Origin of the sequence: Lysobacter sp. BMK333-48F3, from assembly GCF_019733395.1 — a bacterium.
Classification (GTDB): Bacteria; Pseudomonadota; Gammaproteobacteria; order Xanthomonadales; family Xanthomonadaceae; genus Lysobacter.
On the sequence record NZ_JAIHOO010000001.1, the window covers coordinates 3,664,371 to 3,690,318 of the forward strand.

Consider the following 25,948-nt stretch of genomic DNA (forward strand, 5'->3'; position numbering starts at 1 on the left):
ATCAGCGCGCGTAACGCTGCGCGCTGCCGTCCGGGCGCTGCAGTTGCAGCGCGGCGACGCGGCCGTCGCGGTCGCGCTCGAACCGCACCCGCACGCTGGGATCGTCGCCGAGGTAGTAAAGATCGGACTGCAGCCGGGTCAGCGGTTGCGGCGGACGCTTGCCGTTGCGCAGCGCCAGGCGCGCCTGATCGCGTTCGATCCGGATCCGGCCGTAGTCGCCCAGGTAGGCCGGGTCGGTCTGTGCCGGCGATGCCGGCGCGCGCAGGGCGTCCAGCGCCCAGCGCGCATCCTCGGCATTGGCGCCGGGCAGGCCGCGCGCGAGCACCGCTTCCAGCGCCAGGGCCTGGGCGGTGCGCAGGGCCTCGTGTTGCGGCACGCGCACGTCCGGCGCGACGCCGCTGCCTTCCCAGTTGCGGCCGGTGACCGGGCTGACCGGCGAGCCGTCGGCGACGAACACGCTGAAACCGCCGCCGGCATCGCGCTCGCCGCCGGGATTGGCGGCGCCGGCGCTGGTTTCGCCGACCACGGTGGCGCGATCGACGTTGCGCAAGGTGTAGGCGAAGGCCTCGGCCGCCGAGGCGGTGCGCGAACTGGTCAGCACGTACAGGGGCAGGTCGGTGCGCGGCGCGGGGTAGGCGATCTTCGGCGCTTCGCTGCTGCTGCGCACGGTGTCGCCGTCGCGCCAGCGGAAACGGTTGTAGATGTCGCCTCCGGGAGCGACGAAGGCGCTGGCCAGATAGCCGACCGAGGAGGGCGCGCCGCCGCCGTTGTCGCGCAGGTCGACGATCAGCGCATCGCAGTCGGCGAGGAAGGCCAGCGCCGCATCCAGCGCGCGCCGCGCCGGCGCTTGCGGGTCGTCGAAATCGATCTGGGCGAATTCGCGCAGGTCCAGGTAGCCCAGGTTGCCCGGCAGCAGTTCGACCCGGCGCAGGCCGTGGTTGCGCCGGCGCGCGTAGTCGATCGCGGCCGCGTCCGGCGCCGGCCGCAGGCGCGGCCCGGCCAGCGGCGCCGCCGCGCCGGGCGCGCGCCAGTTGACCCGGAAGTGGCCGTCGTGCGGCTTGATCCGCTCGCTCAGCGCGCTGGCCAGATCGCGCGGGTCGCGGTAGCGGTCGAAGGCGCCGCGCTCGCTCTCGCTGCGCAGCGCGTCCGCCAGTTCGCGTCCGCGTTGGAGGTCGTAGTAGTGGTCCTGGATGCGCTGCGCCACCGCAGCGACCGCTTTGCGCAGCGCGTCTTGCGACAGAGCGGCTGGGGCCGCGTCGGCGGCGGCGCTGGCCGCAGGCGACGGCTCGGCCGCGGATTGCGCGCGGACGGGCGGGGCCGCGAAGACGGGCGGGGCCGCGAAGACGGGGACGGCAGCGAGCAGCAGGACGGCGCCGAGGCGCGAGCAGGACGGCATGGTGGTCTCCGGGATTGGCGCCGCCGTGGCCGGAAGCGCGAGAGGGTCCATGCCGTAGATGCCAGGCGGCGACGATCGGTCGCAGCCAAGCGACGGCGGCGCCTGGGTTGCGTGCGCTATCGTGCCCGCGCTTGGCCGAAGCGGACGCATTCGCCGCCCGATCGACGCGACCGTTGCTTTCGGCACACGCGCAAACGGTCACGTTTTTCGACCCTGGGCGGCGCGCGGCGCCATACCCGGCTCGCGATCCAGGACCATAGCGTCAGACAGGACCGTCGAATGCCCCTGATCAGTTCGCCCACGACTTCCGGCCCGCAACCCTGGCTGCTGTTCGCCGCCGGCTTGAACGCCGCGGCCGCCTTGTTGCACGTCGCGGTGATTTTCGGCGGCCCCGCCTGGTACCGCTTCTTCGGCGCCGGCGAGGGCATGGCCAGGATGGCAGAAGCCGGGCGCGCCTATCCGGCGGTGCTCACCGCCGGCATCGCCGGCGTGCTGGCGTTATGGGCGGGCTACGCCCTGTCCGGCGCCGGCGTGTTCGGCGCCTGGCCCTTGCTCAAGCCGGCCCTGTGCACCATCACCACGATCTATCTGCTGCGCGGCCTGGCGGTGGTGCCGATGGCGCTGGCGTCGGTGCCGGAGCCGGCGACGCCGTTCTGGTACTGGAGCTCGGCGATCTGCCTGGGCGTCGGCCTGGTCCATCTGTTCGGCCTGCTGGCGGCCTGGCGCGCGCTGTAGGCGCGCGGCGCATTCTTCGTCCTGCGACACACGCGCCGCGACGGCGAACCGCTAGGCTGTGCCCCGGCCAACCACGAGGAACCGCGCATGGACCGGCACGACGGACGTTTTTCGCGGCACGGACGTAGCGCCGGCGCGGCGGCGTTGCGGCGCTGGAGCGCGCGGCTGGCCTTGCTCGCCGCCGGCTTCGCCGGAGGCGGCGCGATCGCGGCGCAGCCGCTGCTGGCAGCGTCGGCGCAGGCCGAGGCGGGCATCGACTACAGCCAGGCCTGGCCGGATTACCGCCAGCGCCAGTCGCGCTTGCCGCTGCGCTACGAAAGCCTCGGCAGCACCGCCCTGGACGGGGTCGAGAAGCGCAGCTACCGGCTGATCTCGCAGCGTTGGCCGGAGAGCGGCGGCGCGGTGCCGGGCGAATGGACCCATCGCGTCGACATCTACCTGCCGACGGTGGCGCGGCCGAAGACCGCGTTGCTGGCGATCAACAACGGTATCAACACCGCGGGCGGCAGCGACCCGGCGCGGCCGCCGGGCGATTTCGACGAGGCCCTGGCCCTGGAAGTCGCGCGCGGCACCCAGACCATCGTGGTGTCGGTGTCCGACCTGCCCAATCAATACCTGACCCTGCCCGGCGACAGCGTCGCGCGCAAGGAAGACGTGCTGGTCGCGGCGACCTGGCGCCGCTTCCTCGATGCGCCGCAGGCCAATGCGACCTTGCCCCTGCACGTGCCGATGGCCGAGGGCGCGGTGCGGGCGATGGACCTGGCCGAGCGCGAACTGCGCGCGTGGAAGGTGCGCTCGTTCGTGGTCACCGGCGCGTCCAAGCGCGCCTGGGCGGCGTGGCTGACCGCGGTCGCCGACCCGCGGGTGGAGGCCTTGGTGTCCTACGTGATCGACCTGCGCGTCGCCGAATTGATGCAGCACATCCAGCGCGTCTACGGCGGCGGCTGGCCGATCGCGCTGCTGCCGTACCACCAGGAAGGCATCACCGCGCGCTACCGCGAGCCGAATTTCGCCAAGCTGATGCAGGTCGAGGACGCGTACCGCTATCTGGCCACGCGCCATCGCCATCGCCTGCGGATTCCCAAGTATCTGGTCAGCGCCAGCGGCGACGACTTCTTTCCGCCCGACGCGCAGCGTCTGTACCTGGACGAACTGCCGGGCGCGACCGCGTTGCGCGCCGCGCCCAACGCCGACCATGGCGGGGTGCGCCGGCACATGCGCGAGACCCTGATTCCGGCCCTGCAGCGCTGGCAGCGCCACGCGGCGCTGCCGCAGGTGCGCGCATCGCTGCGCCGCGACGGCGACGGCTTGCGCCTGAGCGCCCAGGCCAGCGAGCGGCCGGTGTCGGCGACGCTGTGGCAGGCCGACAATCCGGCCGGCCGCGATTTCCGCTACGCCTGCGGCATCCGCTACCGCGACAGCGCGCTGGCGTTGCGCCGCAACCGGGTCGAGCTGCCGTTGGCGACGCCGGCCAGCGGCTGGTCGGCGGCCTTCGTCGAGTTCCGCTTCGCCGACGGCTTCGTCGCCACCACGCCGGTGTATGTGTATCCGCAAGAGCGCTACCCGGACCGGCCGCCGGCGAATGGGGCGGGGGCGTGCCTGATGGTGCCGCAGTAGAGGCCGCAGTGAGTGGAGAGGAGTGAGTCGGACCGGCAGAGGCCGGACTTGGCGTTAACCGCTCCTCGCGCCTCTGCGCTCGTTTCTGGCCGGGATGGATTATTGAGACGTTCGTCGCATTTGCGTCCGCCCCCAGCCTTCGCCGCGGCGCCGCCCGCGGTATAACTCGCCCGGGGGCGGTCCTGGCCCGGCCGACGACGGGTCGTACTCGCTGCATGAGGTGATGCGATGAACGCTGGCGCCGTGCGCGGACGCAACCGCCGCTCCTCCATCCTGCTGCTGCCGGCGCTGCTGGTCCTGTCGGCCTGCGGCGCCGACCGTGCCGAGCGCCAGGCGGCCCAGCCGGCCGCCGCCGGGCAGCCGATCGACCGGGTCGAAACCGCGCAGCGGCTCAACGCGATGCGCGGCCAGGCGATGGCCGGCGATCAGGCCGCCCTGCAGCAAAGCGTGTCCGAACTGGACCGGGACCTGCGCCGGGCGGTGCGGCTGGTCGACCCGGAGCGCAAGATCGATCGCGAAAACGCCCGCATCGCCGCCAAGAGCGTGGCCGGAGTGCGCTCGGCGGTGTGGGTCGACGAGGAGAACCTGTTGGCCATCGTCGATCGCAACGCGCAGCGCAGCTACGGCACCATCGACGCGATCTGCACCCGGCTGGAGCCGATGGGCGACACCCTGGGCGTGGTGGTCAACCTGCAAAGCGGCGCCGCGCGCAACGGCGATGAACTGGAGATCCTCAGCCGCAACTGCGAACTGCCGCCGGGCCAACGCGCCCAGGCCCAGGCCCATCGCCAGATCGACGTATTGCCGCCGCAAGTGCGCGCCCAGCACCGCGCCAACGCCGACGCCGCGCTGGCCGCGCAGGGCCGCGGCGCCGAGCGCGAGGAAAGCGAACGCATCATCCAGGCCAGCACGCCGGAGATGTGAGTCCGCACACAGGCGGGGCGCCGCAACAAGTATTCCTCCGCCCCGTCCCAGCCGTCTCCCCGAATCCCAATGCTTCCCCCCTTTGAAAAAGGGGGGCAGGGGGGATTTGCTTTTCCCGATTCCCGATTCCCGATTCCCGATTCCCGATTCCCGATTCCCGATTCCCGATTCCCGCCCCCAATGTGCTTCCCCTCCAGCACCGCACCTTGCCGCACAATGGCCGCCCCACAACAACGAGGTGCCGCAATGATCCAGCGATTCGACGTCGGTTCGCGCCTGTCGGAAATGGCCGTGTACAACGGCGTGGCCTACCTGGCCGGGCAAGTGCCCGACAGCGAGGACCTGGACATCGCCGGCCAGACCCGCGAGACCCTGGCCTCGGTCGACGCCTTGCTGGCCCGCGCCGGCACCGACAAGAGCCGGATCCTGATGGCGCAGATCTTCCTCGCCGACATGGCCGACTTCGCCGGCATGAACGCGGTCTGGGACGCCTGGGTCGCCGAAGGCCAGGCTCCGCCGCGCGCCACCGTGCAGGCGCCGCTGGCCAATCCGAAGTTCCGGGTCGAGATCGTGGTGACCGCGGCCGTTTGAAGCAGAAAAAATAGCGGGTAGGAGTGAGGAGTGAGCGGGCCCCGACCTCCACTCACTCCTCGCTTCCCGCTCCTGGCTTCCCGCTCCCCGCTGCATTGCGCGCCGCCTCGATGAAGGCCATCAACAACGGCCGCCCCGGCAACAGATCGGGGAAGCGGCGGTCGTGGAATTCGGGGTGCCATTGCACGCCGACCACGAAGCCGTCTTCGCGGCCGCGGATGCATTCGGGGATGCCGTCCTGCGACCAGGCTTCGACCTCCAGCCCGGCGCCGAGCTCCTTGATGCCCTGGTGGTGGATCGAATTGACCCGCGCCTGGTCGTGTTGCGGGTACAGCGCCTGCAGCCAACCGCCGGGGCGCAGATCCAGGGCGTGGGCGTGCTCGTCGTAGCGCGCCGGGATGTAGTGCTGGTCGCCGGTCGCGCCGCCGCCGATCAGGTCCTGGTACAGGCTGCCGCCGTGGGCGACGTTGATCAGCTGCATGCCGCGGCAGATGCCCAGCACCGGCTTGTCCGCCTCGACGAACGCGCGCAGCAGGCTCAGCTCGAAGCGATCGCGATCCGGGTCGGTGGTCATCAGCAGCTCGCTGGGCTGCTCGCCGTAGGCCTGCGGATCGATGTCGGCGCCGCCTTGCAGGATCAGCCCGTCCAGCGAGCGCGCGTAATCGCTCACCGACAGGTCGCTGGCCTGGACCTCGCCCAGCGCATCGACGGTGGGGATCATCGCCACCAGGGCGCCGCTGGACATCACCCAGTGCGCCATCGACTGCTCCAGGTACTGCAAGGTCTTGTTGCGGAAGCCGTATTCCGGCGGCAGGTTGCGCATCAGCCGCGGGGAGAGGCCGATCAGCAGTTTGCGTGCGGGCGAGTTCATGGCGATGTCGGCGCAGTGGAATCGTTCGGGATCGGGGCGAGTCGGAGCTAGGGGCTTGCGAGCGGGCTGGCTTGGGTGGGGACGCTGTGGGTGGGGATGCTGTGGGGCGGGATGCTGTGGATGGGCACGGGGCGGTTCAAAGCCCGGAAACCGTAGTCTGCAGCAACCAGTCGACCACGCCGCGCAGCGCGGCGCTGCGGCTGGCGCCGCGTTCGCGCTGTTCGCGATAGCAGGCCAACTGGGCTTGGGCGCTGTTGCCGCGTTCGACGATCGCGTCCAGCGCCTGCAGCGCCTCGACGCAGTCCAGCGCGCGCGCGTCCTCGGCGCACAGTTCGCGCAGGCGCCGCAATTGCTCCAGCGCCGGCTCGGTGCGGCCTTGCTGATCGAGGAACTGCGCCTGCAGGCCGAAGCGCTTGGCCCGCCAACGGTTCTCGTCGATCACCCGGCGCAGCGCGGCGTCGTAGGGCGGGGCCTGCGTGGGATGCATCGCCAGATGCCGCATCAGGCAGCGGTACAGGGCGGCGATGGCCAGGCTGTCGTCGAGCCGGGTGCAGGCGTCGGCGATGCGCAGCTCGACGGTGGGGTAGTTCGGCGAAGGCCGGATCGCCCACCACAGCGAACTGGCGTCGGCGATCGCGCCGGCGCGCACCAACACCGCGGCGAACGCGTCGTAGGCGGCCTCGTCGGCGAAGAAGTCGGGGATCCCGGTGCGCGGCCACTCGTCGTACATGGCCTGGCGATAGCTCATCAGCCCGGTGCGCAGCCGGTCCCAGAACGGCGAGGAGGCCGACAGCGCCAGGAACAGCGGCAGCCAGGGCATGGCGCGGTTCATCGCCTGCACCCGGTCGACGTCGTCGGGCAGTTGCACGTGCACGTGCAGGCCGCAGACCAGGCTGCGCCGGGCGACGATCTGGAAATCCTCGACCAGGCGGCGATAGCGCGGCTTGTCGGTTTCGATCTGCTCGCGCCACAGGCCCAAGGGATGGGTGCCGGCGGCGAGCAGGGCCAGGCCGTGCTCGCCGGCCAGTTCGGACAGCCCGCGGCGCAACTGGCCGAGCTGGCGCCGGGCCTGGGCCATGTCGCATTGCACCGGCGAAGCGATTTCGATCTGCGCCTGCAGCAGCTCGCTCTCGATCGACTCGCCCAGTTCGGCGCGCGCGCGCTTGAGCAGGCGCGCCGGCACCTGGGCGGCGAGTTGGCGGGTCTCGGGCCGGACCAGGAAGAATTCTTCCTCGATGCCGAAGCTGTAATCGCACTGCGCGCTCATCGCGGGAATTCCCGCGACTGCGACCGGGTGGACATCCTCATGCGCCCCACGGTAGCCGGGCGGATGTAAGTTCCAGTTGAAGACGATGCGCCGGGCCGGGCGAGGGCGAGCGACGCAAGCGCCCTGGCGCGCAGGCGACGCGGGCGTGCCGGAGCGCGCCCGCGGCGCGGCTCACTTCAACGGCAGGCAGATCGCGGTCTTCCACTCCGACGGCGGCAACTGCGAGGGATCGTTGAGGTATTCCTCGTACACCGGCGCGTCGCCGGCTTCCTCGCCGCTGGCCGGCAGCCATTGGCAGAACAGCCAGTCGTAGGCGCGCTGCAGTTCGGCGTAGGGTCCGGTGTGCACGACCACCGCGTGGCGGCCGCCGGCGATCTCGACCCGGCGCATGCCTTCGCCGGGCACGGCGTCGGTGGCGGCGCTGATGCAGGCCTCCGAGCGCAGTTGCTCGACCGGGGTGTCGGCGGGGCTGTCGTAGTAGATGCCGATGCCGCGCGTGTCCGCGCGCATCAGCCCGCGCGGGCCGGCCCAGGCATACAGGGCGTGGAAGCTTTGGCCGATGGTCTGGTAATCGCCGCGGTGCGGCAGGGCGATCACGCGGATCGGGGCGAGGGTATTGATCTGGGCGGTGTACATCAGCGTCTCCAAGGTCGGGTCGAAGGTCGCGCCGGGCAGCGCGGGCAGGGCGGCACGACGCTTGCGGAACGCCGCCGGCGCATCGCCGTACACCGCGCCGAAGGCGCGGGTGAACGCCGCCACGCTGCCGTAGCCGGCGCGGGCGGCGATCCGGGCGATCGCCTGGCGCTCGCCGATCAGCTCCGCCGCGGCGCGGTGCAGGCGCAAACGCCGCTGGGTGCTGGCGATGGTCTCGCCCATCAGGCCGCGATAGACGCGATGGAAATGGAACGGCGAGAAATGGCCGGCTTCGGCGAGTTGGGCCAGGGTCAGCGGCTGGTCGAGGCGATCGGTGAGGAAGGCCACGACCTTCTCGATCCGGGCGCTGTACTGCTCGAAGGTGTTGCGGCGGCTCAAAGCGGAACTCCGGTGGCGTCGTGCCCGGGCAGTCTGCGCGGGCCGGATTGATCCAGGTTGCGCTTTGCGCGCGCGGCCGCCCAGGGTAGGCGATCGTCGTCGACTTGGGGCGCCGGCGTTGCGACGGCGCTGTAGGACGGGGCGGTGCCGGCGTCCCGTTGTCTGGAAAGGGGAAAGGCGGCGCCGGACGCGCCCAGCGGCAGCCGGTGCCGGCTGCCTGCGAGAGTCGCGGCTTGCGTCGCCCCCGCAGCGGAAGGGGCGCATGCAGGAGCGGCGTAAGCCGCGACGTTTACCCGTATCGATGACGCGGCCGGCACCGAGCGTTCGCCGCCGTTCGCGCCAAGGCCCGCGTCGCTCGACGAAGGCAGGCGCAGTGCGGGTTACAAATCGTCGATCTGCACGCCGCTGACCGCGCGGGTGGCGCTGATGCCGACCGAGGACGGGCTGGTGACGGCTTCCACGCGCACTCCGACCAGGCCCAGGCCGGCGACATCGACCCGGCCTTCGAGACCGAGCTGCACCGGTTGATGGGCGATGAACACGTTGCGGGTGCCGACGCCGAACACGGTCGACCGGTTCAGCGTCAGCGCGCCGCCGACCGGCACTTCGATCGGAATCCCGAGCACGGTCAGGCGCAGGGTGCCACCGACCGGCAGGCTGAAGTTGCGCGGGATCGGCGCAGGCAGGTCGATCAGGTCGCCGCCGGCGATGCGCACGCGCGCCACCCGGGTGCCGGCGTCGCATTGCACGACGCTGTTGCCCGACAGCGAGTCGCAGGACAGCTCGCCGCGCACGCCTTCGATGGTGACCAGGTCCTGCACCAGACTCAGTCCGGCCGCCTGCGAGGCGCCGTCGAGCGCGGTCGCGCCGGGCAGATGGGTGTAGATGGCTTCCTGCTGGGTGGCGCCGACTTTCAGCAGGCCGACGATGCCGAGCAGGCTGAGGTCGATGCTGGCGGCCGAGGTGTCGTCGCGGCCGGGGGCCGTGCGCAGCGCCTCGCCGGCGCAGGGCAGCGGCAAGGTGGTGGTCAGGCCGAGCACGGTGAGGCTGACGCTGCCGCTGGCGGCGCAGGCGCGCACGTTGGCGGAAGCCACTTCGCTGCTCTGGGCGAAGGCGGCGGGGGCGATGCCGGCGGCGCCGAGCGCGCAGGCGAGCGCGGCGAAACGCAGGCGCAGGGAGGTCGGGATTTGGCGCGTGGTCATGTCGATGTCCTGGTCGTGGAGTCGTGCGCGATGGGGGCGTGGCGAAACGGCCACGCCGCGGCCGGCGTCGGCTGCGGCGATCGGTCCCGCGGATGCGAAACGCAACAGGGGGTGCGCCAAGTGCAGACAAGGCCGGACCGGGCGGGGCCGGTAACCGGCAGGAGCGAACACGCCGCTTCCCTGGCGTGATGTGGAGGGCCACAGCGTATGAATGCGCGCGTTCGCGAAACCTTGATGTCTCGCGCACTAGCCGCAACCGCGCCGACGGCTTGTGCGATCTGCGATGCAGTCGACCCTGATCGGATCGGCGCAACCGCGCACGATCGCCGCGGTTGCGCGCGTTCGCCGCGGATGTTTCGGCGGTTGCGCGAGCTTGTCGGCGACGGCAAACCCGAACTGCGGTCGCGGCAAGATTTTCCCTAACGCGAAATCGCGTCGGCGGCGAAGGCCGCGTGCTCGGCTTCGCTGAGCGGAAGCGACAGGCTGTGTCCGTGCGCGGCGGCGGTTTCGGCGGTTTCCAGCACCGCCATCACCGCCAGCGCCTGCGCCGGAGTGACCGGGTTCGCGCCATGTCCGAGCACGGCGTCGCGGATGCCGGCGTAGTAGCGGCGCTGGTCGCCGGCCGGAGTCGGCAGCGCGTGGCGGCCGGCGTCGTCGTAAACGATCGTCGGGTCCTCGTCGCGGCCCCAGTCGGGTGCGCCCGGCCGGATCCCGGCCAGCAGCTGCGCTTCCTGCCGGTCGGCCAGCGCCTTGACCGCGCTGCCGCGCTCGCCATGCACGGTGAAGCGCGCGCTGCCGCCGGCGACCAGCATGCTGGCGTGCAGGATCGCCCGGCGCCGGCCGTAGTCGAGCATCACGTGCGCCCAATCGGCGACCTGGGCGCCGTCGCGCTGGATCGCCAGGCTGGCCGACACGCGCTGCGGCAGGCCGAACAACTGCAAGGCCTGGTCGACCAGGTGCGGCCCCAAGTCCCACCACAGGCCGCTGCCGGCGCCGGCCTGCTCGCGCCAGCGTTCGCGCACCTGTGGCCGGTAGCGGTCGATATGCGATTCGAAATGCACCACCTCGCCGAGCCGGCCGCTTTCGATCAGGCCGCGCACGGCGAGGAAGTCGCTGTCCCAGCGCCGGTTCTGGAACACCGACAGCAGCCGGCCGCGCTGTTCGGCCAGCGCGCTCAGTTCGCGCGCCTGAGCCAGGTCCAGGGCGAAGGGCTTGTCGACCACCACGTGCTTGCCGGCGTCCAGCGCGGCGCGCGCCAGCGGCGCATGGCTGTCGTTCGGCGTGGCGATGACCACCAGGTCGGCGCGGGCGTCGGTCGCCGCGGCGAACGGGTCGGCGACCGTCGTCGCCTCGGCCAGTCCGCTTGCGGCCAGGCCGGCGGCGACCTTGGCCGCATCGCGCGAACCGATCAGTTGCAGATGCAGGCCTGGCGTGGCGCCGATCAGCGGCGCGTGGAAGGTCTGGCCGGCGAAGCCGTAGCCGATCAAGGCCACGCGGATGGGGGCGGGAGTGCTCATGGCGGTGGGTCGGCGGGGGCGAATGCGGGACGACCGCCCCACCATGCCGGATCGCGGCGCGCGCGGCCAGCGCCGGGCTTTGCCGGATGGGGCCTGGATCGGGTATCAATTCCCTGTCCCCCGACCGGAACCCGTATGAGCGCCGTCGCGATCGCACCCGCCGCCCCGTCCGCCTCCCGCGTGCTGTTCGCGAGCCTGATCGGCACCACCATCGAGTTCTTCGATTTCTACATCTACGCCACCGCGGCGGTGCTGGTCTTCCCGCAGTTGTTCTTTCCCGCCGCCGATCCGAGCACGGCCACCCTGCAGTCGCTGGCGACCTTCGCCCTGGCGTTCCTGGCCCGGCCGATCGGCTCGGCGGTGTTCGGCCATTTCGGCGACCGGATCGGCCGCAAGGCGACCCTGGTCGCGGCGCTGCTGACCATGGGCCTGTCGACGGTGGCGATCGGCCTGCTGCCGACCTATCACAGCATCGGCATCCTGGCGCCGGCGCTGCTGGCGTTGTGCCGTTTCGGCCAGGGCCTGGGCCTGGGCGGCGAATGGGGCGGGGCGGTGTTGTTGGCGACCGAGAACGCGCCGCCGGGCAAACGCGCCTGGTACGGCATGTTTCCGCAGCTCGGCGCGCCGATCGGTTTCTTCTTGTCGACCGGAATTTTCCTGCTGTTGACCGGAACCATGGGCGACGCCGCCTTTTTCGTCTGGGGCTGGCGGATTCCGTTCCTGGCCAGCGCGGTGCTGGTCCTGGTCGGGCTGTGGGTGCGCCTGCGGATCAGCGAGACCCCGGCCTTCCAGCGCGCCATCGACCAGCACGAACGGGTGCGCCTGCCGATGCTGCAGGTGCTGACCCGCCATCCCGGCGCGTTGATCGCCGGCACCTTCGCCGCGCTGGCGACCTTCGTCCTGTTCTATCTGATGACCGTGTTCGCGCTGAGCTGGGGCACTTCGCAGTTGGGCTATACGCGCGAGCAGTTCCTGCAGCTGCAGCTGGGCGGGGTGGTCTGCTTCGCCCTGACCATCCCGCTGTCGGCGGTGTTCGCCGACCGCCGCGGCCGACGCCTGGCGATGATCCTGTCGACCGGCGCGATCGTGATGTTCGGCCTGTATTTCGCCCAGCTGTTCTCTGCCGGCAGCGGCCTGGGCACCTTGGTCTTCCTCGGCCTGGGCCTGGGCATCATGGGCCTGACCTACGGCCCGCTGGGCACGATCCTGGCCGAGATGTTCCCGACCGCGGTGCGCTACACCGGCGCCTCGCTGGCGTTCAACCTGGCCGGCATTTTCGGCGCCTCGCTGGCGCCGTACGCGGCGACCTGGCTGGCCCAGCGCTACGGCCTGGAGTTCGTCGGCTATTACCTCGCCGCGGCCGGGGCGCTGACCCTGATCGCGCTGCTGATGGTGCGCGAGGACGAGAGCGACGCCGCGCCCTGAGCGCCGCGCCTCAGCCCCGCTCGGCGGGCGCGCGCCGGCGCGGCGCGCCCAGATAGCCGAACAGCGCGCGCAACACCCGCGCCTGCAGCGCCACCGCGTCGGTCTCGCCGCGCTCGCCGGCGGCGTCGACGAGGCCGCGCACGATCGCGATCGCATCCAGCGCCAGCAACTGCGCCGCGGCGGTGCCGCCGCCGGGCCGCGCCGGCGCGTCCGGCCGCGCGAGCAGGGCCAGCACGCACTGCTGCGCGGCGCGGTCGACCTGCAGGTCGCGTTCGCGCAGCGGCAGGCGCCGTTCCTCGAAATCCAGCAGCCGCGCCAGCGCCGGGCGCTGCAGCTGATGGGCCACCGCCGCCCGCACCAGGGCGGCGATGCCGTCGCGGTAGCCGGCCTGGGCCGGAACCGCGGCCAGATCGGCCAGCAGGGTCTGGGTCTCGCGCTCGATCAAGGCCGCGGTCAGCGCGTCCTTGTTGGGAAAGTACTGGTACAGCGAGCCGATGCTGACCCCGGCGCGCTCGGCGACGGCGTTGGTGTTGTATCCGCGCAGGCCGTGGCGCTCGAGAATGCGAGCCGCCGCTTCCAGGATCGCCGCGACGGTCTCGGCGGCGCGCTCCTGGCGCGGGATTTTGCGTGGTTTCAGGCTGCTTCGGCGACGCGGCGCGGGCATGGCGGCATGCGAGTAGTGAATATGAGCAATCACTCATATTGTGTCCGCACCTTCCCGAAAACGCCAACGAGGCGACCATGAGCGAGACCCGAGACAGCTATCCCCTGACCGTTTTCATGCTGGTCAAGACCCAGCCCGAATGGCTGGCCTTCGACATCGACACCCGTTTCCGCCTGCTCGCCGAGCACGTCGAGCCGATCGTGAATAAACACCGCGACCAGGTGCGGCTGCGCTTCTACGACATCGAGTTCTACAACGCCCGGGTCACCGACCTGTGGCAGTGGGACGCGCGCAGCCATCACGCTTACGAACTGGTGGTCGAGGCGCTGCGCGAGACCCCGTTCTGGGACCGCTACTTCGCCATCGTCGAGATCCTGCCCGGGGTCGAGAACGCCTACGCCAGCAACTACGGCCGTCAGCCCTTGGCGGCCTGATCGGCCGCGCCTGCGGCCGGTTTCTGCGCAGCCAACTCCAACTGGGTCAGATACAGCCGCAGATCGAACTCGCGCTGGTGATAGTCCGGACTCATGTGAGTACAAAGCTGGTAGAAGGCCTTGTCGTGGTCGCGGTGCTTGAGGTGGGCCAGCTCGTGCACCGCGATCATTTCCAGGAATTCGCCCGGCGCGTCGCGGAACAGGGTGGCGATGCGGATCTCGCGCGCGGCCTTGAGCCGCCCGCCGTGCACGCGCGACACCGCGGTGTGGGTGCCCAGCGCATGCTGGACCACGTGCAGCTTGTTGTCGTAGACGACCTTGTTGAGCGGGTCGCTCTTGCGCATGTAGCGGTCCTTGATCGCGACCACGTATTCGAACAGCGCCTTGTCGTCGCGGACCTGGTGGCCGGCGCTGTAGCGGTTGCGCAGCACCTCGCCCAGGCGTCCGGCGTCGATCAGCGCGCGGACCTGGCTCAGCACGCGCTCGCCGTAGCCGCGCAGGTATCGGAGTTCGTCCATGCGCACACGATACGGCATCGGCGTCCCCGCTCGCGAGACGGCGATACGACCGCGGTCATGGATCGGGGGCGCGGTGCGCGGCCGTTCAGGGCCGGTATTCGACCCGCAGTCGGGCGCCTGCGCCGCGCTCGATCCACAGGTAGTTCGTCGCCCCCGGCGGCTGCTCGAAGCGCAGCCGCAGTTGGGTGCGGCCGCTGCGGTCGATCGCGTTCAGTCCGGCGCCGCCGAAGACGGTGCTGGTCTGGCGGCCGCCGCCGAAACGCGCCATTTCGGCCACCGCCAGGGCATCGGCGGCCGCGGCGTAGTCGCCGGCTTCGATCGCGCAGCCGCCGTAGCAGCCCTTGCGCGCGTCGATCAGCAGACGGTTGCCGGCCGGCTGGCCCCAGGGGTCGCCGTAGGCGCTGCGGAAACCGACGCTGAGCGTGGCCGACAGCACGGTCGCGCCGTCGGGCAGGGCCGAGGTATCGAACGACAGCAGGCTGCGGTTGTGCTTGCCGTCGCTGCCGCGGCCGAGCGCCAGGCCGTAGCTGGCTTCCAGCGCGCCGATCGCCGGCGCGGTGCCGTCGGCGTTGGCCTTGACGTAGCCGTCGTTGGCGTCTTCGTTGTCGAATTCCATGACCAGCGCCGGGCCGTCGCTGCCGCCGCTGACCGTGACCGAGACCGCGGCCGAGCTGGCCAGGTTGCCGGCGACGTCTTCGGCGCGGGCCTGCAACACGTGCGCGCCGTTGCTGGCGGCGGCGCTGTTCCATTGCACGCTGTACGGGGCCTGGGCGTCGCTGGCGAGCACGGCGCCGTCGATCAGGAAGTCGACGCGTTCGACGCCGACATCGTCGCTGGCGTCCGCGCTCACCGTCACCGCGCCGCTGACCTGGGCGCCGTCGGCCGGGGCGGTCAGCGCGACCTGCGGCGGATTCGGGTCGAGATCGTCCAGGCCCCAGTAGCGGGCGATGTAGTAGCTGGAGCAGATATCGGCGTCCAGGACGTAGGCGCCGGCGGTGCCGCACTGGGTCTCGCCGCTGCCCGGATCGACCGGCGTGCCATGGCCCATGCCGGCGATGGCGTAGGTCTCGACCCGCGCGCGGCCGGCGGCGTCGCGGTAGACGCGGTGCGCATGGCCGGCGACCGTGTCCTGCACGTCGGCGCTCTGGTCGATGCCGTGCACGTCGGTCCATTGCTGCATCAGCTCGGCCTGGTTCATCGGCCGCACCACGTAATCGGCGTCGCCGTGCCAGATCGATACGATCGGCCAGGGACCGGCGTGCGCGGTCGCCGCACGCACTTTGTCGCCCCATTGCGCCGGGCTCAGGTCGCTGCCCGGTGACATGCACGAGAACGCCGCCGCCGAACCCGTCGCGCAACGATAGGGCAGGCCGGCGACGACCGCGCCGCCGGCGAACAGGTCCGGATAGACCGCGAGCAGGGCCGCGGTCATCGCCCCGCCGGCCGACAGGCCGGTGACGTAGACCCGGTCGGCGGCGCTGCCGTGATCGGCGCGCATGCGCTCGATCATCTGCCGGATCGACAGGGCTTCGCCCTGGTCGCGCGCGGTGTCGCCGGGCTCGAACCAGTTGAAGCAGGCGTTGGCGTTGTTGGCGCTTTGCTGTTGCGGCAACAGCAGGGCGAAGCGCCAGCGCTGCGCCAGCATTTCCCACCCGGTTTCGGCGTCGTAGGACGCCGCGCTCTGCGCGCAGCCGTGCAAGGCCACGACCAGCGGCGCGCCGGCCGGCAAGCCGGCGGGCACGTATTTGTACATGCGCAGATTGCCCGGATTGCTGCCGAAGCCGGTGACCTCGGTCGACGCCGACGCCGAGGACGCCGCGCTCAGTCCGAGCACGGCCAGTACCGCGGCCAGAGCGCGGCTGCGGCGCGGGCGTGCGGCGAACGGGCGTGCTGCGAACGGGCGTGCGGCGAGTGGGTGATGCGGCGAAGGCGATGAACGCAACGATCGGAACATGCGGCCGGCTCCTGCGCCGGCACGGGCGCCGGCATGGCCGCAGTGGGCCACCGCCGGGGCGCCGGCGCCATCGTCCGATGGGGCACATTGCGCCGCAGCATGCGCCGCGGCGGCGGAGCGTCGCGCTAGTAGCTCGACAGCCCGGTGGCCTCGCCGAAGCGGTACCACAGCCGGCGCAGCGCCGAGTCGTCGGCGTAAGCGGCGTAGTCGGTGCTGATCCGACGGCCGTCGCCGTTGCGCCAGCTCTGCTCGAAGTAGGCCAGGGCGCGTTGCGCCACCGGCGCGTCGGCTTCGGCCAGCACGCGCGCGCTGCTTTCCAGGTTGTAGTCGTCGAGATTGCGCCGGGTGTAGTTGGCCGAGCCGGCGATCAGTTCGACTTGGCCGTCGCCGCCGCGCTTGAACAGCAGTTTGGCGTGACACTGTTCGCCGTGAGTGTCGCACCAGCGCAGCGGCACCCCCGCCGCGTGCAGCTCGGCGGCGACCTGGCGGTTGGGCACGCCGTTCTTCTTGCGTCCGAACGCGTCCTCGTTCGGATCCAGCAGCACGCGCAGGCGCACGCCGCGCTGCTGCGCGGCGATCAGGGCCTGGATCAGGCCGCGGTGGGAGAGGTAGAACACCGCCACGTCGATGGACTCGTCGCGGCGCGCGCCCTGGACTGCGGCGATCAGCGCGTCGCGGATGCGCGCCTCGGTCAGCAATTGCACCCGCGGCGCCAGCCGGGCGTCGACGATGGTCGGCGCGGGCGCGGCCTGCGGCAGCTCCTGCGGCCAGCGCGCGCCCGACATCAGCGCCACCGCGCGCTCGCTGGCCAGCACGTCCAGCGCGGCGGCGCCGTGGAAGCGCAGGGCGACGTTGCCGTGGCGGCTGCTGGCGTCGTGCGGGTTGGCCGAGGCGACCAGCGCGGTCCAGCCGTCGCCCTGGTCGACGACCAGGGTCTTGCGGTGGTTGGCGTTGAGGTTGAACAGCGCCAGCCAACTGCGCAGGGTCGTCTGGCCGGGGCCGAACGGGCTCGCCAGCCAGCCGCCGTCGGGGTCGTTGCCGGCCCAGCGGCAGCACAGCTGCCACAGCCCGGACCAGGCCGGATTGGGCGCGCGCAGGCGGCCCAGATCGGTGGTCACCACCTCGATGCCGGCCGCGCGCAAGGCCTCCAGGCGCGGCGAACGCTGGCCGCCGTAGACGGTGTTGATCGGGTCGGTGATCAGCACCGCGCGCAGCTGCGGCACGGCGCGCTTGCGCGCGATCAGCGCCGCGGCCAGTTCGTCGCTGAGCCGGCGATGGGCCTCGCCGCCGGCCGCGGCGGCGAAATCGTTGAACAGGAACTGGTCGGCGACCACCGCGCGTTGCGCCTGGCCGATCAGACGCAGGCTTTCGTCGAAGATCTGCTGTTCGCTGCGGCGCTCGCCGTTCGCGTCGACCCAGGTGGTATCGGTGAGCAGGGCGACGTCGCGCGCGGCGCGCAGCGGATGCTCCGCGCCGATGCCCGGCGGCAGCGGCTTGAATGCGTGGAAGCTGGCCGAAGCGGCCCAGATCAGTACCGCGGCGCACAGTGCGCGCCGCAACCCGCAGCGCTTGCGTATCGGGGCGGCGTTCGTGGCGGCGTCGGCGGGAGATTGCAAGCGGTCAGGCATCGGGACGGTCGAAGGCAAGCGTGATAGTTATCGCGGAATGCGCGCGACGCAAACGGGACGGAATGCGATGAACGGGCGCTACAGCGGTGCGAACGGATTTTCGCCGACTTCGGCGGCGACCGCGACGTTTTCTTGTGCGGCGCAATAAACAGAACCGACAGTTGACACGGAGGCGGGCGAGCGCGCAGCGTGTCGGCGCGGAGTTGCCAGGGGACGGTGTCCGAAGCCGATGAGGCTCGCTCCGCCGTCCGCAACGACTCCGTGCACGTACGTCGTCAACGATCGGAATCGGCCCGTCTCCCGGGATCCCGGCGCGGGCCGCCACCGATTCCAATCATGTATTGAACAAGGAGAGGTTTATGCAGATCGAAGACATCGTTTCGGGCTGGCTCAACGGTTCGGAAGACATGAACCCGGCGGGTCCGCTGTACATCGAAGGCGTTGCCTCGACCGAGGCCGCGCTGACCGACACCAGCCTGCCGCTGCTGACCCGCTGCAGCAGCTGCAGCGCTTCCAGCGGCAGCCAGTGCTGCTGACCGCGCTAGCAAATCCGCGCTAAGAAGTCTGTTACCGACAAGGAGAAGTTCATGCAGATCGAAGACATCGTTTCGGGTTGGTTGAACGGTTCGGAATCGGAAAACCCGGCCGGCCCGCTGTACGTCGAAGGCATCGCCGCGACCGAAGCCGCGCTGACCGACACCGCTTTGCCGCTGCTGACCCGTTGCAGCAGCTGCAGCGCTTCCGGCGGCGGTTACTGCTGCTAAGCAGACGCTAGCCAGCGCTTGCCCGCTCCCGGCTCGCGCCGGGAGCGGGTTCGATCCACCGGGCCGGCGACGCCGCCCAACCCCGTTCCGCCGCAGGCCGCGCCGATGCCGCTCCCGCGAATGCGACCGGCGCGCGCCGAGCCTGCGGTTCCGTCGATTCCGCAGGATGCACCGACACGATGAGCGAACCCAGCAGCGGCGAGTCGTTCCTCCCGATCATCGAAACCTTCACCGCCGCGCATCGCGCCCGACTGGACGCGACCCTGGCCGCGCTGGCGCCGCAACTGGACCGCGACGAGATCGCGCTGCTGCAGCGGGTCGGCGCGCAGACCCTCAACGACAACGCGCGGCTCAAGCTCAGCCGCACCCTGTTGCTGGAGCTGCATGCCGCGCGCCTCGGCGGACAGTTGCCGGCGCAGGACGAGGTCGAGCAGTTCCAGCAGTTCATCGCCCTGGCGCTGCAGCCGCCGTTCGACCCGCATCTGCGCCAGCGCTATCCCGCGCTGCACGAGCGCTTGCAGCGCAGCCTGGAACTGCAGCGCCTGGCGCTGGAAGCGCTGGCCGCGCGCATCGCCCGAGATCGCGAGCGCCTGGGCGAACTGCTCGGCCACGCGCCCGGCCGCCTGCTGGCGGTGCAGCCGGGCGAGGGCGACCGCCACGCCGGCGGCCAGACCGTGGTGCGGCTGGGCTTCGAAGGCGGGCGGATCATGTACAAGCCGCGTTCGCTGCGCATCGATCTGGCCCTGGACGCGTTCCTCGCCCAGGTATTCGGCGACGACCCCGACCGGATCCGGGTGCCGTACGCGCTGGATTGCGGCGACTACGGCTGGACCGGCTTCGTCGACCACCGCTATTGCGACGGCGACGCCGAACTGGGCACGTTCTATCGCAACCTCGGCCACTGGCTGGCGGCGATGCAGTTGCTCGGCGGCACCGACCTGCACCAAGAAAACCTGATCGCCGCCGGCCCAGTGCCGGTCGCGATCGACGTCGAAAGCCTGTTCGCGATCGAAGTCGACGCCCCGCCGTCGCCGCGCGGCCGCGCCTTCGATCTGGCCTCCGAGCTGATCCGCACCTCGGTGCTGCGCACCGGCATCGTGCCGTTCCGCGCCCCGGTGCTGGGCTTCGGCGGCGTCGATATTTCCGCCGCCGGCGCGCTGCCGGGCGAGCAGCCGCAGATCCGCATGCCGAGCATCGCCGACGAAGGCACCGCGCGCGCGCGGCTGCAGATCGTCAGCGCCGACTTCGGCCAGTCGCAGAACCATCCCAGCCCCAACCCCGAAGTGAGCCGGTTCTGGGACCGGATCAGCGAGGGCTTCGTTGCGGCCACCGCGCGCCTGCGCGCGCTCGACGCCGAGGGCGCGCTGGAACCGCTGCTGCGCGGGTTCCTCGGCTGCCCGGCGCGCGACATCCGCCGGCCGACCCAGGCCTATGTCGAAATCATGCGCATGCTCTGGCACCCGGCCTCGTTGCACGACGAGCCCAAGGCGATCGAGCGCGCCCGCGACATCCTGCGCCGCAACGCCGTCGCGCTGCCGATCGCGCCGTCGTCGGCGCACGAAATCGACGGCGAGATCGAAGACATGCGGGTCGGCGACGTGCCGATCTTCGTCGCCCCGCTGGACCCGGCGCGGATCGAGGAAACCTTGCAGCGTTGGCGGCGGATGCGGGTCGAGCTGGAAGAGCTGACCATCCGCAGCGCCCTGGTCACGGTCGATCTGAACCAGCGCCTGGGCAAGAACGAACGCGCACGCGCCGACATCGTCGCCCGCCACCCGCATGCGCAGCGGCTGGACGCGCGCCGCCGCGCGGCGGCGGCGCAGGCGGTGGCGCAACTGCTGCGTCTGGCGGTGTACGGCGACGACGGCAGCGTGACCTGGATCAGCCCGGTGCTCGGCGATACCGGCTGGGTGACCCGGCCGCTGCAGGCCGATCTGTACACCGGCCTGGGCGGCGTGGCGCTGAGCCTGGCCGGTTATCTGCACGAATGCCGCGCCGGTCGCGCCGACCCGGTCGACGGCCTGGAGCCGGCGCTGGAGGGCACGTTGCACGCATTGCGCACGATCGAGCAGGCCGACGCGCCAAGCACGGTCGGCGGCATGATCGGCTACGGCGGGCAGATCTGGACCTGGGTGAGCTTGCACGACCTGTTGCGACGGCCGCAGATGCTGGAGTGGGCGATCGAGCGCGCCCAGGCGCTGGAGGCGGCCGGCTTCGACGCCGACCGCTACCTGGACCTGCTCGAAGGCGCCAGCGGCGCGATCGTGCCGTTGCTGCAGCTGGCCGACGCCAGCGGCGATCCGCGCTGGCGCGAACTGGCCGCGCGCGCGGCGCGGTTCATGGAGTCGCAGGCGATCGTCGACGAGCGCGGCGCGTGCTGGCCGTCGACGATCTTCGACGCGCCGATCGGCGGCTACGCGCACGGCGCCAGCGGCATCGGCTGGGCGCTGAGCCGGATCGGCCACAGCGCCGCCGGCAGCGCCGAGGACCGGGCGCGCTGGCTGAGCCTGGCCGAGCGCGCGTTCGCCTTCGAAGAGGGCCTGTACGACGACGGCGCCGGCTGCTGGCGCGACGCGCGCATCGCCGACGAGGAGCAGTTCCTGCACAACTGGTGCCACGGCAGCGTCGGCATCGGCCTGGCCGCCTGCGACCTGTACCAGCTCACCGGCGATGCCCGCCATCTGCGCGACCTGCGCCGCGCCGCGCAGGCCGCGCGCGGCTTCGGCTGGGGCGTCAGCCACACCTTGTGCCACGGCGACCTGGCCTTGTGGGAGTTGCTGGCGCGCGCCGCGCAACTGGACCCGGAGGGCGGCTGGGGCGACCCGGCCGAACACACGATGCAGATCGTGTCGGCGATCGAGGAGCACCACGGCGCGGTCGGCAGCCGCGCCCGCGATGCCTTCACCCCGGGCCTGATGACCGGCGTGGCCGGCGCGGTGCACGCGCTCAACCGCATGCACCCGGACTGCCCCCTGGTCACGCCGCTGGTGTTCGAGCGGCGGGCAGGGCGCTGACGCGCGGGCGGCGGGCCGCGCGGCCCGCCGCCACGATTCGGTCATGGGCGAGGGCTAGGCTGGCCGGATGAACATCCTGATGCTGTCGGACGTCTACTTCCCGCGGGTCAACGGGGTGTCGACCTCGATCCGCACCTTCGCCCAGTCATTGGCGAGGATGGGGCATTCGGTGACGGTAGTAGCGCCGGACTACGGCCCCGACAGCGGCCAGGAGCAGCACGACAGCGACGAGTTCGAGATCGTCCGGCTGGCCTCGCGGGTGATCTTCTTCGATCCCGAGGACCGGCTGATCCGCGCGCCGGAGCTGCGCCGGATCCTGCCCGCGCTGGCGGCGCGGCATTGGGACGTGATCCACGTCCATACCCCGTTCCGCGCCCACCGCCTGGGCGTGCGCCTGGCCGAGCTGAGCGCCCGGCCGACGGTGGAGACCTACCACACCTATTTCGAGGAATACATCGGCCACTACCTGCCGTGGGCGCCGGCGCCGCTGCTGCGCTTCGTCGCGCGGCGGCTGTCGCGCATGCTCTGCCACGGCGTCGACCACCTGATCGTGCCCTCGGCGCAGATGGCCGAAGTGTTGCGGCGCTACGGCGTGAGCACGCCGGCGACGGTGTTGCCGACCGGCATCGACCTGAGCGAGTTCGCGCGCGGCGACGGCGCGCGTTTCCGCATCGCCCACGACATCGCCCAGGACCGCCCGACCCTGGTCACGGTGAGCCGGCTGGCGGTGGAGAAGAACATCGCTTTCCTGTTGCAGGTGGCGCGGCGGCTGGTCGCGGAGTTTCCGCGGCTGATGTTCATCATCGCCGGCGAGGGGCCGGACGCGCCGCGGCTCAAGCGCCTGGCGCACGAGTACGGCCTGGAGGCCAACGTGCGTTTCTTCGGCAACCTGGACCGGCGCACGACCCTGCTCGACGCCTACAAGGCCGGCGACGCCTTCGTGTTCGCCTCGCCGACCGAGACCCAGGGCCTGGTGCTGATCGAAGCCATGGCGCTGGGCGTGCCGATCGTCTCGACCGCGGTGATGGGCACGGCCACGGTATTGCGCGATGCGCGCAGCGCCCTGATCAGCGAAGAGGACGTCGACGACTTCGCCGCCCATGTGACCCGGTTGCTGCGCTCGCCGGAGCTGCGCGCGCGGCTGGCCCAGGCCGGGCCGCAGGACGCGCGCGCCTGGAGCACCGAAGGCCTGATGGAGCAGGTGGTGGCCTTGTACCAGCGCCTGGCTCAGGCGCGCCCGGCGGTGCGGCGCAACGCCCAGGCCGCCGCGCAACAGGGGTAGGAGCGGCGTCGGCCGTTCTAGCGGGGAGCGGTGGCGACCCGCACCCGCGACGCCAGGCACAAGCCGAGCAAGGCCAGCGCCGCGGCGATCCCGAAGCCGCACAAGTAGGCCAGCAGATGCGAGCGGGTCAGCAACGCAGCGAACAGCGAGCCGCCGATCGCCAACGCAGTGGCGGTGAAGATCGCATCGCCCAGGTGCAGGGCGGAGGAACTCTCGCCCTGGCGTTCCGGCGGCGACAGTTCCAGCATCAGCACCGACAAGGTCGGATACATCAGGCCCATGCCGAAGCCGGCCGCGATCCAGCCGGCGATGCCCAGCGCCAGTGGCGTCGCGGTCCAGGTCAGCGCGGCGATCGCGAGCACGCCCAGGCCGAGCAGGGCCATGCCGGCCTGCAGGAAACGCGTCGCCGCGGCGCTGGCCGGGGCGCGGCCGCGGATCCAGGAACCGCTCGACCAGCCGATCGCGCCCAGGGTCAGCACCAGCCCGGCCCAGGTCGGCGACAAGCCGCGCTCCTGCGCCAGCAGCAGCGGGATATAGGCTTCGCTGAGGAAGAAGGCGCCGGCGGCGAGGCCGCGCAGCGCGACCACGGTCGGCAGCCCGCGTGCGGCGCGCAAGGCGCCGGCCGGCAACAGCCGCGAGGCGGCCGCGACCAGGGCCGCGACCGCGATCGAGATCCACAGCCAGGCGCCGGCATCGCGCAACTGGCCGCCGTAATGCAGGCCGAGCAGGCTGGCGGTGGCCAGCAACGCCCACAGCAGGCGCGTGCGTTGCGGCCGCGCGACGGCGTTCGCGCTCGGGCCAAGGCCGCGCAGGGCCGGCAAGACCAGCCACGCCGCCAGCGCCGCGGCCAGCGGCACCGACAAGAACACCCAGCGCCAGCCGATATGTTCGACGATCGCGCCGCTGATCGCCGGGCCGACGATCGCCGGCACCACCCAGGCCGCGGCGAAGGCGGCGAAGATGCGCGCATGCAGGCGCGGCGGGTACACCCGGCCGACCACCACGTACAGGGCCACCGAGATCAACCCGCCGCCGAAGCCCTGGACCACGCGCCCGGCGATCAACCACGCCATCGACGGCGCCGCGCCGGCCAGCAGCAGGCCGAGCGCGAACCAGACGATGCCCTGGCGCAGCGGCGCGGCCGGGCCGCGCGCGTCGGCCCAGGGGCCGGCGGCGACCATGCCGACCACGCTCGCGGCGAGGGTGCCGGCGAAGGCCAGCGCGTACAGCGAGAGGCCGTCGAGCGCGCGGGCCACGGTCGGCATCGCGGTGGTCACCGCCAGCGCTTCGAAACCGACCAAGGCGACCAGGGCCACCGCGCCCGCGGTCAGCGCGCGATAGGCCGGCTGGAACACACCTGATACAGAGGGACCCGATACGGACTGACCCGATACGGACGGACTCGGCGCATCGAGGCCGTGCTCGGGAGGAGCCGCGGCGACGGACGACCCGGCCCGCTGGGCCAGTTCCGCTTCGCCGGGGACCGTTGCCGCGGCCCCTCCCGACCATGGCCGCGCGGACTGCGGCGGCGGTTCGTATCCGGCCGGCGCGTTCGAGGCGTCGCCGAGCGCGGCGCCGGCGATGGATTCGTCCTGACTCATGCGAACGACTCCGACGGCGCGGTCTGGTAGACCATCAGCACCACCTTGCCGCGCGCCGGCTCGCGTTCGACCGCGCGATGCGCTTCGGCGGCGCGGGCCAGCGGAAACATCTCGCGCACCCGCACCAGCAGGCCGTGGCGCAGATGGGCGCTGACCAGTTCGATCAGGCCGGCCCGGCTGCGCTCGCTGGCGCACGGCGTGCGCGCACGCTGGCGAGGCCGGCGCGGCGCGTCGTGCAGGCCGACCACGCGCGGCGGCGCTGCGCCGGAATCCGACCAGGCCGGCGTGGCTGCGGCGCCTAGCGCGTCGAACACCGCATCGACGCCGTCGGGCGCCAGGGCGCGCAAGCGCGCCGGTGCAGTCTCGTCCTCGTCGATCGCCGTCGCGCCCAGCGAGCGCAGATAATCGTGATCGGCCGGCGCGGCGCTGCCGATCACCCGCACGCCCCAGGCGCGGGCCAACTGCACGGCGACGCTGCCGATGCCGCCGGCGGCGCCGCGGACCAGCAGGGTTTCGCCCGCCTGCAGTTCCAGCGCGCGCAATGCGGCCAACGCGGTCTGGCCGGTCGAGGCCAGCGCGCCGGCGACCGCCCAGGACATGCTCGGCGGCTTGTGCACCACCTGTTCGGCCGGCACGGTCAGCACCTCGGCATAGCTCATCGCCACCGCCCAGCCCAGCACTTCATCGCCGGGCTTCAGGCCTTCGACGCCGTCGCCGACCTGGTCGACCACGCCGGCGAATTCGTTGCCGAGCCGGCGCGGGAACGCCCCGGGCGCTGCGGCGCGGCCGGCGCGCAGGGCGATGTCGCGCGGGCGCACGCCGGCCGCGCGGACCCGGATCCGCACCTCGCCGGCGCCGGCCTGCGGCATCGGCAGGTCGATCGCGCGCAACACTTCGGCGCCGCCATGGCGTTCGTAGACCACCGCCTTGACCTGCGGCGGTGCGGCGGAGGAGGCGATATCGCGGCGTTCGGCGGCGCTCATGGCTTGACCCGGTTCGGAACTGCGGCGCAGCATAGAACCTCAATCAAAGTTGAGGTCAAGCGCATGAGCATGGCGATGGAACTCTCGGTGGGGCAGGTCGCCGAGCGCTCCGGCGTGGCGGTGTCGGCCTTGCATTTCTACGAGGCCAAGGGACTGATCCACAGCCTGCGCACCGCCGGCAACCAGCGGCGCTACAGCCGCGACACCTTGCGCCGCATAGCGCTGATCCGGGTCGCGCAGCGAGTCGGCATGCCCCTGGCGACGATACGTGAGGCCCTGGACACGCTGCCGGATGCGCGCGTGCCGACCCGCGCCGACTGGGCGCGGTTGTCGGCGGCGTGGAAAGACGAACTGGAGCAGCGCATCGCCCACCTGAGCCTGATGCGCGACACTCTGGACCAATGCATCGGCTGCGGCTGCCTGTCGCTGGACCGGTGCAGGCTGGCCAATCCGGGCGACAGTTGGGGCGACCAGGGCTCCGGCGCGCAGCGCTGGGCGGCGGCGCTGGCCCAGCCGCGGCGGCGCGCCA

Annotated in this window: 22 protein-coding genes and 1 pseudogene; 11 read left to right on the plus strand and 12 right to left on the minus strand. The window is 71.8% G+C overall.

Going from position 1 to position 25,948, the window contains the following annotated elements; translation table 11 throughout:
- Nucleotide 1: 1 nt before the first annotated feature.
- Nucleotides 2-1,204: a S41 family peptidase gene (locus K4L06_RS15835; protein WP_221672315.1), complete on the minus strand. Its 1,203-nt coding sequence runs from the start codon at nucleotides 1,202-1,204 to the stop codon at nucleotides 2-4.
- A 471-nt stretch (nucleotides 1,205-1,675) separates the two neighbouring features.
- Between K4L06_RS15835 and K4L06_RS15840 the strand changes: the two genes are divergently transcribed.
- The 4 genes from K4L06_RS15840 (at nucleotide 1,676) to K4L06_RS15855 (ending at nucleotide 5,263) form a co-directional block, all read left to right on the plus strand.
- Nucleotides 1,676-2,131 carry a hypothetical protein gene (locus K4L06_RS15840; protein ID WP_221672316.1) on the plus strand — a complete coding sequence of 152 codons (456 nt, stop codon included), beginning with the start codon at nucleotides 1,676-1,678 and terminating at the stop codon, nucleotides 2,129-2,131.
- A gap of 87 nt (nucleotides 2,132-2,218) precedes the next feature.
- Nucleotides 2,219-3,748 carry a PhoPQ-activated protein PqaA family protein gene (locus K4L06_RS15845; protein WP_221672317.1) on the plus strand — a complete coding sequence of 510 codons (1,530 nt, stop codon included), beginning with the start codon at nucleotides 2,219-2,221 and terminating at the stop codon, nucleotides 3,746-3,748.
- Nucleotides 3,749-3,976: 228 nt separating this feature from the next.
- The gene (locus tag K4L06_RS15850) at nucleotides 3,977-4,672 is read left to right on the plus strand and encodes a hypothetical protein (protein WP_221672318.1); all 696 of its coding nucleotides are present in this window, start codon (nucleotides 3,977-3,979) and stop codon (nucleotides 4,670-4,672) included.
- Between the two features lie 246 nt (nucleotides 4,673-4,918).
- On the plus strand, nucleotides 4,919-5,263 hold the full coding sequence (locus K4L06_RS15855) for a RidA family protein (protein WP_221672319.1): 345 nt from the start codon (nucleotides 4,919-4,921) through the stop codon (nucleotides 5,261-5,263).
- A gap of 52 nt (nucleotides 5,264-5,315) precedes the next feature.
- On the opposite strand, the gene K4L06_RS15860 is transcribed toward K4L06_RS15855, so the two are convergent.
- From K4L06_RS15860 to K4L06_RS15880, 5 genes are all read right to left on the minus strand, one after another.
- Nucleotides 5,316-6,134 carry a type 1 glutamine amidotransferase gene (locus K4L06_RS15860; RefSeq protein WP_221672320.1) on the minus strand — a complete coding sequence of 273 codons (819 nt, stop codon included), beginning with the start codon at nucleotides 6,132-6,134 and terminating at the stop codon, nucleotides 5,316-5,318.
- Between the two features lie 136 nt (nucleotides 6,135-6,270).
- Nucleotides 6,271-7,401, minus strand: a complete 1,131-nt coding sequence (locus K4L06_RS15865) for a carboxylate-amine ligase (protein WP_221672321.1) — start codon at nucleotides 7,399-7,401, stop codon at nucleotides 6,271-6,273.
- A 171-nt stretch (nucleotides 7,402-7,572) separates the two neighbouring features.
- Nucleotides 7,573-8,433 (minus strand): AraC family transcriptional regulator, encoded by an 861-nt coding sequence (locus K4L06_RS15870; RefSeq protein ID WP_221672322.1) that lies wholly within the window; start codon nucleotides 8,431-8,433, stop codon nucleotides 7,573-7,575.
- A 380-nt stretch (nucleotides 8,434-8,813) separates the two neighbouring features.
- Nucleotides 8,814-9,635 carry a choice-of-anchor P family protein gene (locus K4L06_RS15875; protein WP_221672323.1) on the minus strand — a complete coding sequence of 274 codons (822 nt, stop codon included), beginning with the start codon at nucleotides 9,633-9,635 and terminating at the stop codon, nucleotides 8,814-8,816.
- 419 nt (nucleotides 9,636-10,054) lie between these two features.
- On the minus strand, nucleotides 10,055-11,152 hold the full coding sequence (locus tag K4L06_RS15880; RefSeq protein WP_221672324.1) for an oxidoreductase: 1,098 nt from the start codon (nucleotides 11,150-11,152) through the stop codon (nucleotides 10,055-10,057).
- 135 nt (nucleotides 11,153-11,287) lie between these two features.
- Between K4L06_RS15880 and K4L06_RS15885 the strand changes: the two genes are divergently transcribed.
- On the plus strand, nucleotides 11,288-12,577 hold the full coding sequence (locus tag K4L06_RS15885) for an MFS transporter (RefSeq protein ID WP_221672325.1): 1,290 nt from the start codon (nucleotides 11,288-11,290) through the stop codon (nucleotides 12,575-12,577).
- Nucleotides 12,578-12,587: 10 nt separating this feature from the next.
- Here the strand turns inward: K4L06_RS15885 and K4L06_RS15890 are convergent, their stop codons facing one another.
- On the minus strand, nucleotides 12,588-13,241 hold the full coding sequence (locus K4L06_RS15890; RefSeq protein ID WP_221672326.1) for a TetR/AcrR family transcriptional regulator: 654 nt from the start codon (nucleotides 13,239-13,241) through the stop codon (nucleotides 12,588-12,590).
- A gap of 77 nt (nucleotides 13,242-13,318) precedes the next feature.
- Between K4L06_RS15890 and K4L06_RS15895 the strand changes: the two genes are divergently transcribed.
- The gene (locus K4L06_RS15895) at nucleotides 13,319-13,675 is read left to right on the plus strand and encodes a darcynin family protein (protein ID WP_221672327.1); all 357 of its coding nucleotides are present in this window, start codon (nucleotides 13,319-13,321) and stop codon (nucleotides 13,673-13,675) included.
- Here the strand turns inward: K4L06_RS15895 and K4L06_RS15900 are convergent.
- The 3 genes from K4L06_RS15900 to K4L06_RS15910 all read right to left on the minus strand — a co-directional run bounded on the left by K4L06_RS15900 (nucleotide 13,657) and on the right by K4L06_RS15910 (nucleotide 17,763).
- Entirely contained in the window at nucleotides 13,657-14,211 is a 555-nt protein-coding gene (locus tag K4L06_RS15900) for a M48 family metallopeptidase (RefSeq protein ID WP_255595166.1), read from the minus strand. The genes K4L06_RS15895 and K4L06_RS15900 overlap by 19 nt on opposite strands.
- 67 nt (nucleotides 14,212-14,278) lie before the next feature.
- Complete coding sequence (locus K4L06_RS15905; RefSeq protein ID WP_221672329.1) at nucleotides 14,279-16,027, minus strand: PHB depolymerase family esterase; 1,749 nt, start codon at nucleotides 16,025-16,027, stop codon at nucleotides 14,279-14,281.
- Between the two features lie 245 nt (nucleotides 16,028-16,272).
- Nucleotides 16,273-17,763, minus strand: coding sequence for a phospholipase D-like domain-containing protein (locus tag K4L06_RS15910; protein WP_221672330.1), 1,491 nt, complete (start codon nucleotides 17,761-17,763; stop codon nucleotides 16,273-16,275).
- A 371-nt stretch (nucleotides 17,764-18,134) separates the two neighbouring features.
- Here K4L06_RS15910 and K4L06_RS15915 point away from each other — a divergent pair, with 371 nt between their 5' ends.
- From K4L06_RS15915 to K4L06_RS15930, 4 genes are all read left to right on the plus strand, one after another.
- Entirely contained in the window at nucleotides 18,135-18,311 is a 177-nt protein-coding gene (locus tag K4L06_RS15915; protein WP_221672331.1) for a DUF6229 family protein, read from the plus strand.
- 51 nt (nucleotides 18,312-18,362) lie between these two features.
- Nucleotides 18,363-18,539 (plus strand): DUF6229 family protein, encoded by a 177-nt coding sequence (locus K4L06_RS15920; protein WP_221672332.1) that lies wholly within the window; start codon nucleotides 18,363-18,365, stop codon nucleotides 18,537-18,539.
- Between the two features lie 179 nt (nucleotides 18,540-18,718).
- Complete coding sequence (locus K4L06_RS15925) at nucleotides 18,719-21,553, plus strand: type 2 lanthipeptide synthetase LanM family protein (RefSeq protein ID WP_221672333.1); 2,835 nt, start codon at nucleotides 18,719-18,721, stop codon at nucleotides 21,551-21,553.
- A gap of 67 nt (nucleotides 21,554-21,620) precedes the next feature.
- Nucleotides 21,621-22,835, plus strand: coding sequence for a glycosyltransferase (locus K4L06_RS15930; protein WP_221672334.1), 1,215 nt, complete (start codon nucleotides 21,621-21,623; stop codon nucleotides 22,833-22,835).
- Nucleotides 22,836-22,852: 17 nt separating this feature from the next.
- Here K4L06_RS15930 and K4L06_RS15935 read toward each other — a convergent pair whose 3' ends face one another.
- Together K4L06_RS15935 and K4L06_RS15940 are read right to left on the minus strand one after the other, a co-directional pair.
- On the minus strand, nucleotides 22,853-24,190 hold the full coding sequence (locus K4L06_RS15935; RefSeq protein ID WP_343225771.1) for an MFS transporter: 1,338 nt from the start codon (nucleotides 24,188-24,190) through the stop codon (nucleotides 22,853-22,855).
- Nucleotides 24,191-24,432: 242 nt separating this feature from the next.
- A complete protein-coding gene (locus tag K4L06_RS15940) occupies nucleotides 24,433-25,419 on the minus strand; it encodes an NADP-dependent oxidoreductase (protein ID WP_221672336.1) in 987 nt (328 codons plus the stop codon).
- A gap of 69 nt (nucleotides 25,420-25,488) precedes the next feature.
- Here K4L06_RS15940 and soxR point away from each other — a divergent pair.
- Nucleotides 25,489-25,914 (plus strand): annotated as a pseudogene (gene soxR / locus K4L06_RS15945) (redox-sensitive transcriptional activator SoxR); the annotation flags it as partial.
- Between the last annotated feature and the right edge of the window lie 34 nt (nucleotides 25,915-25,948).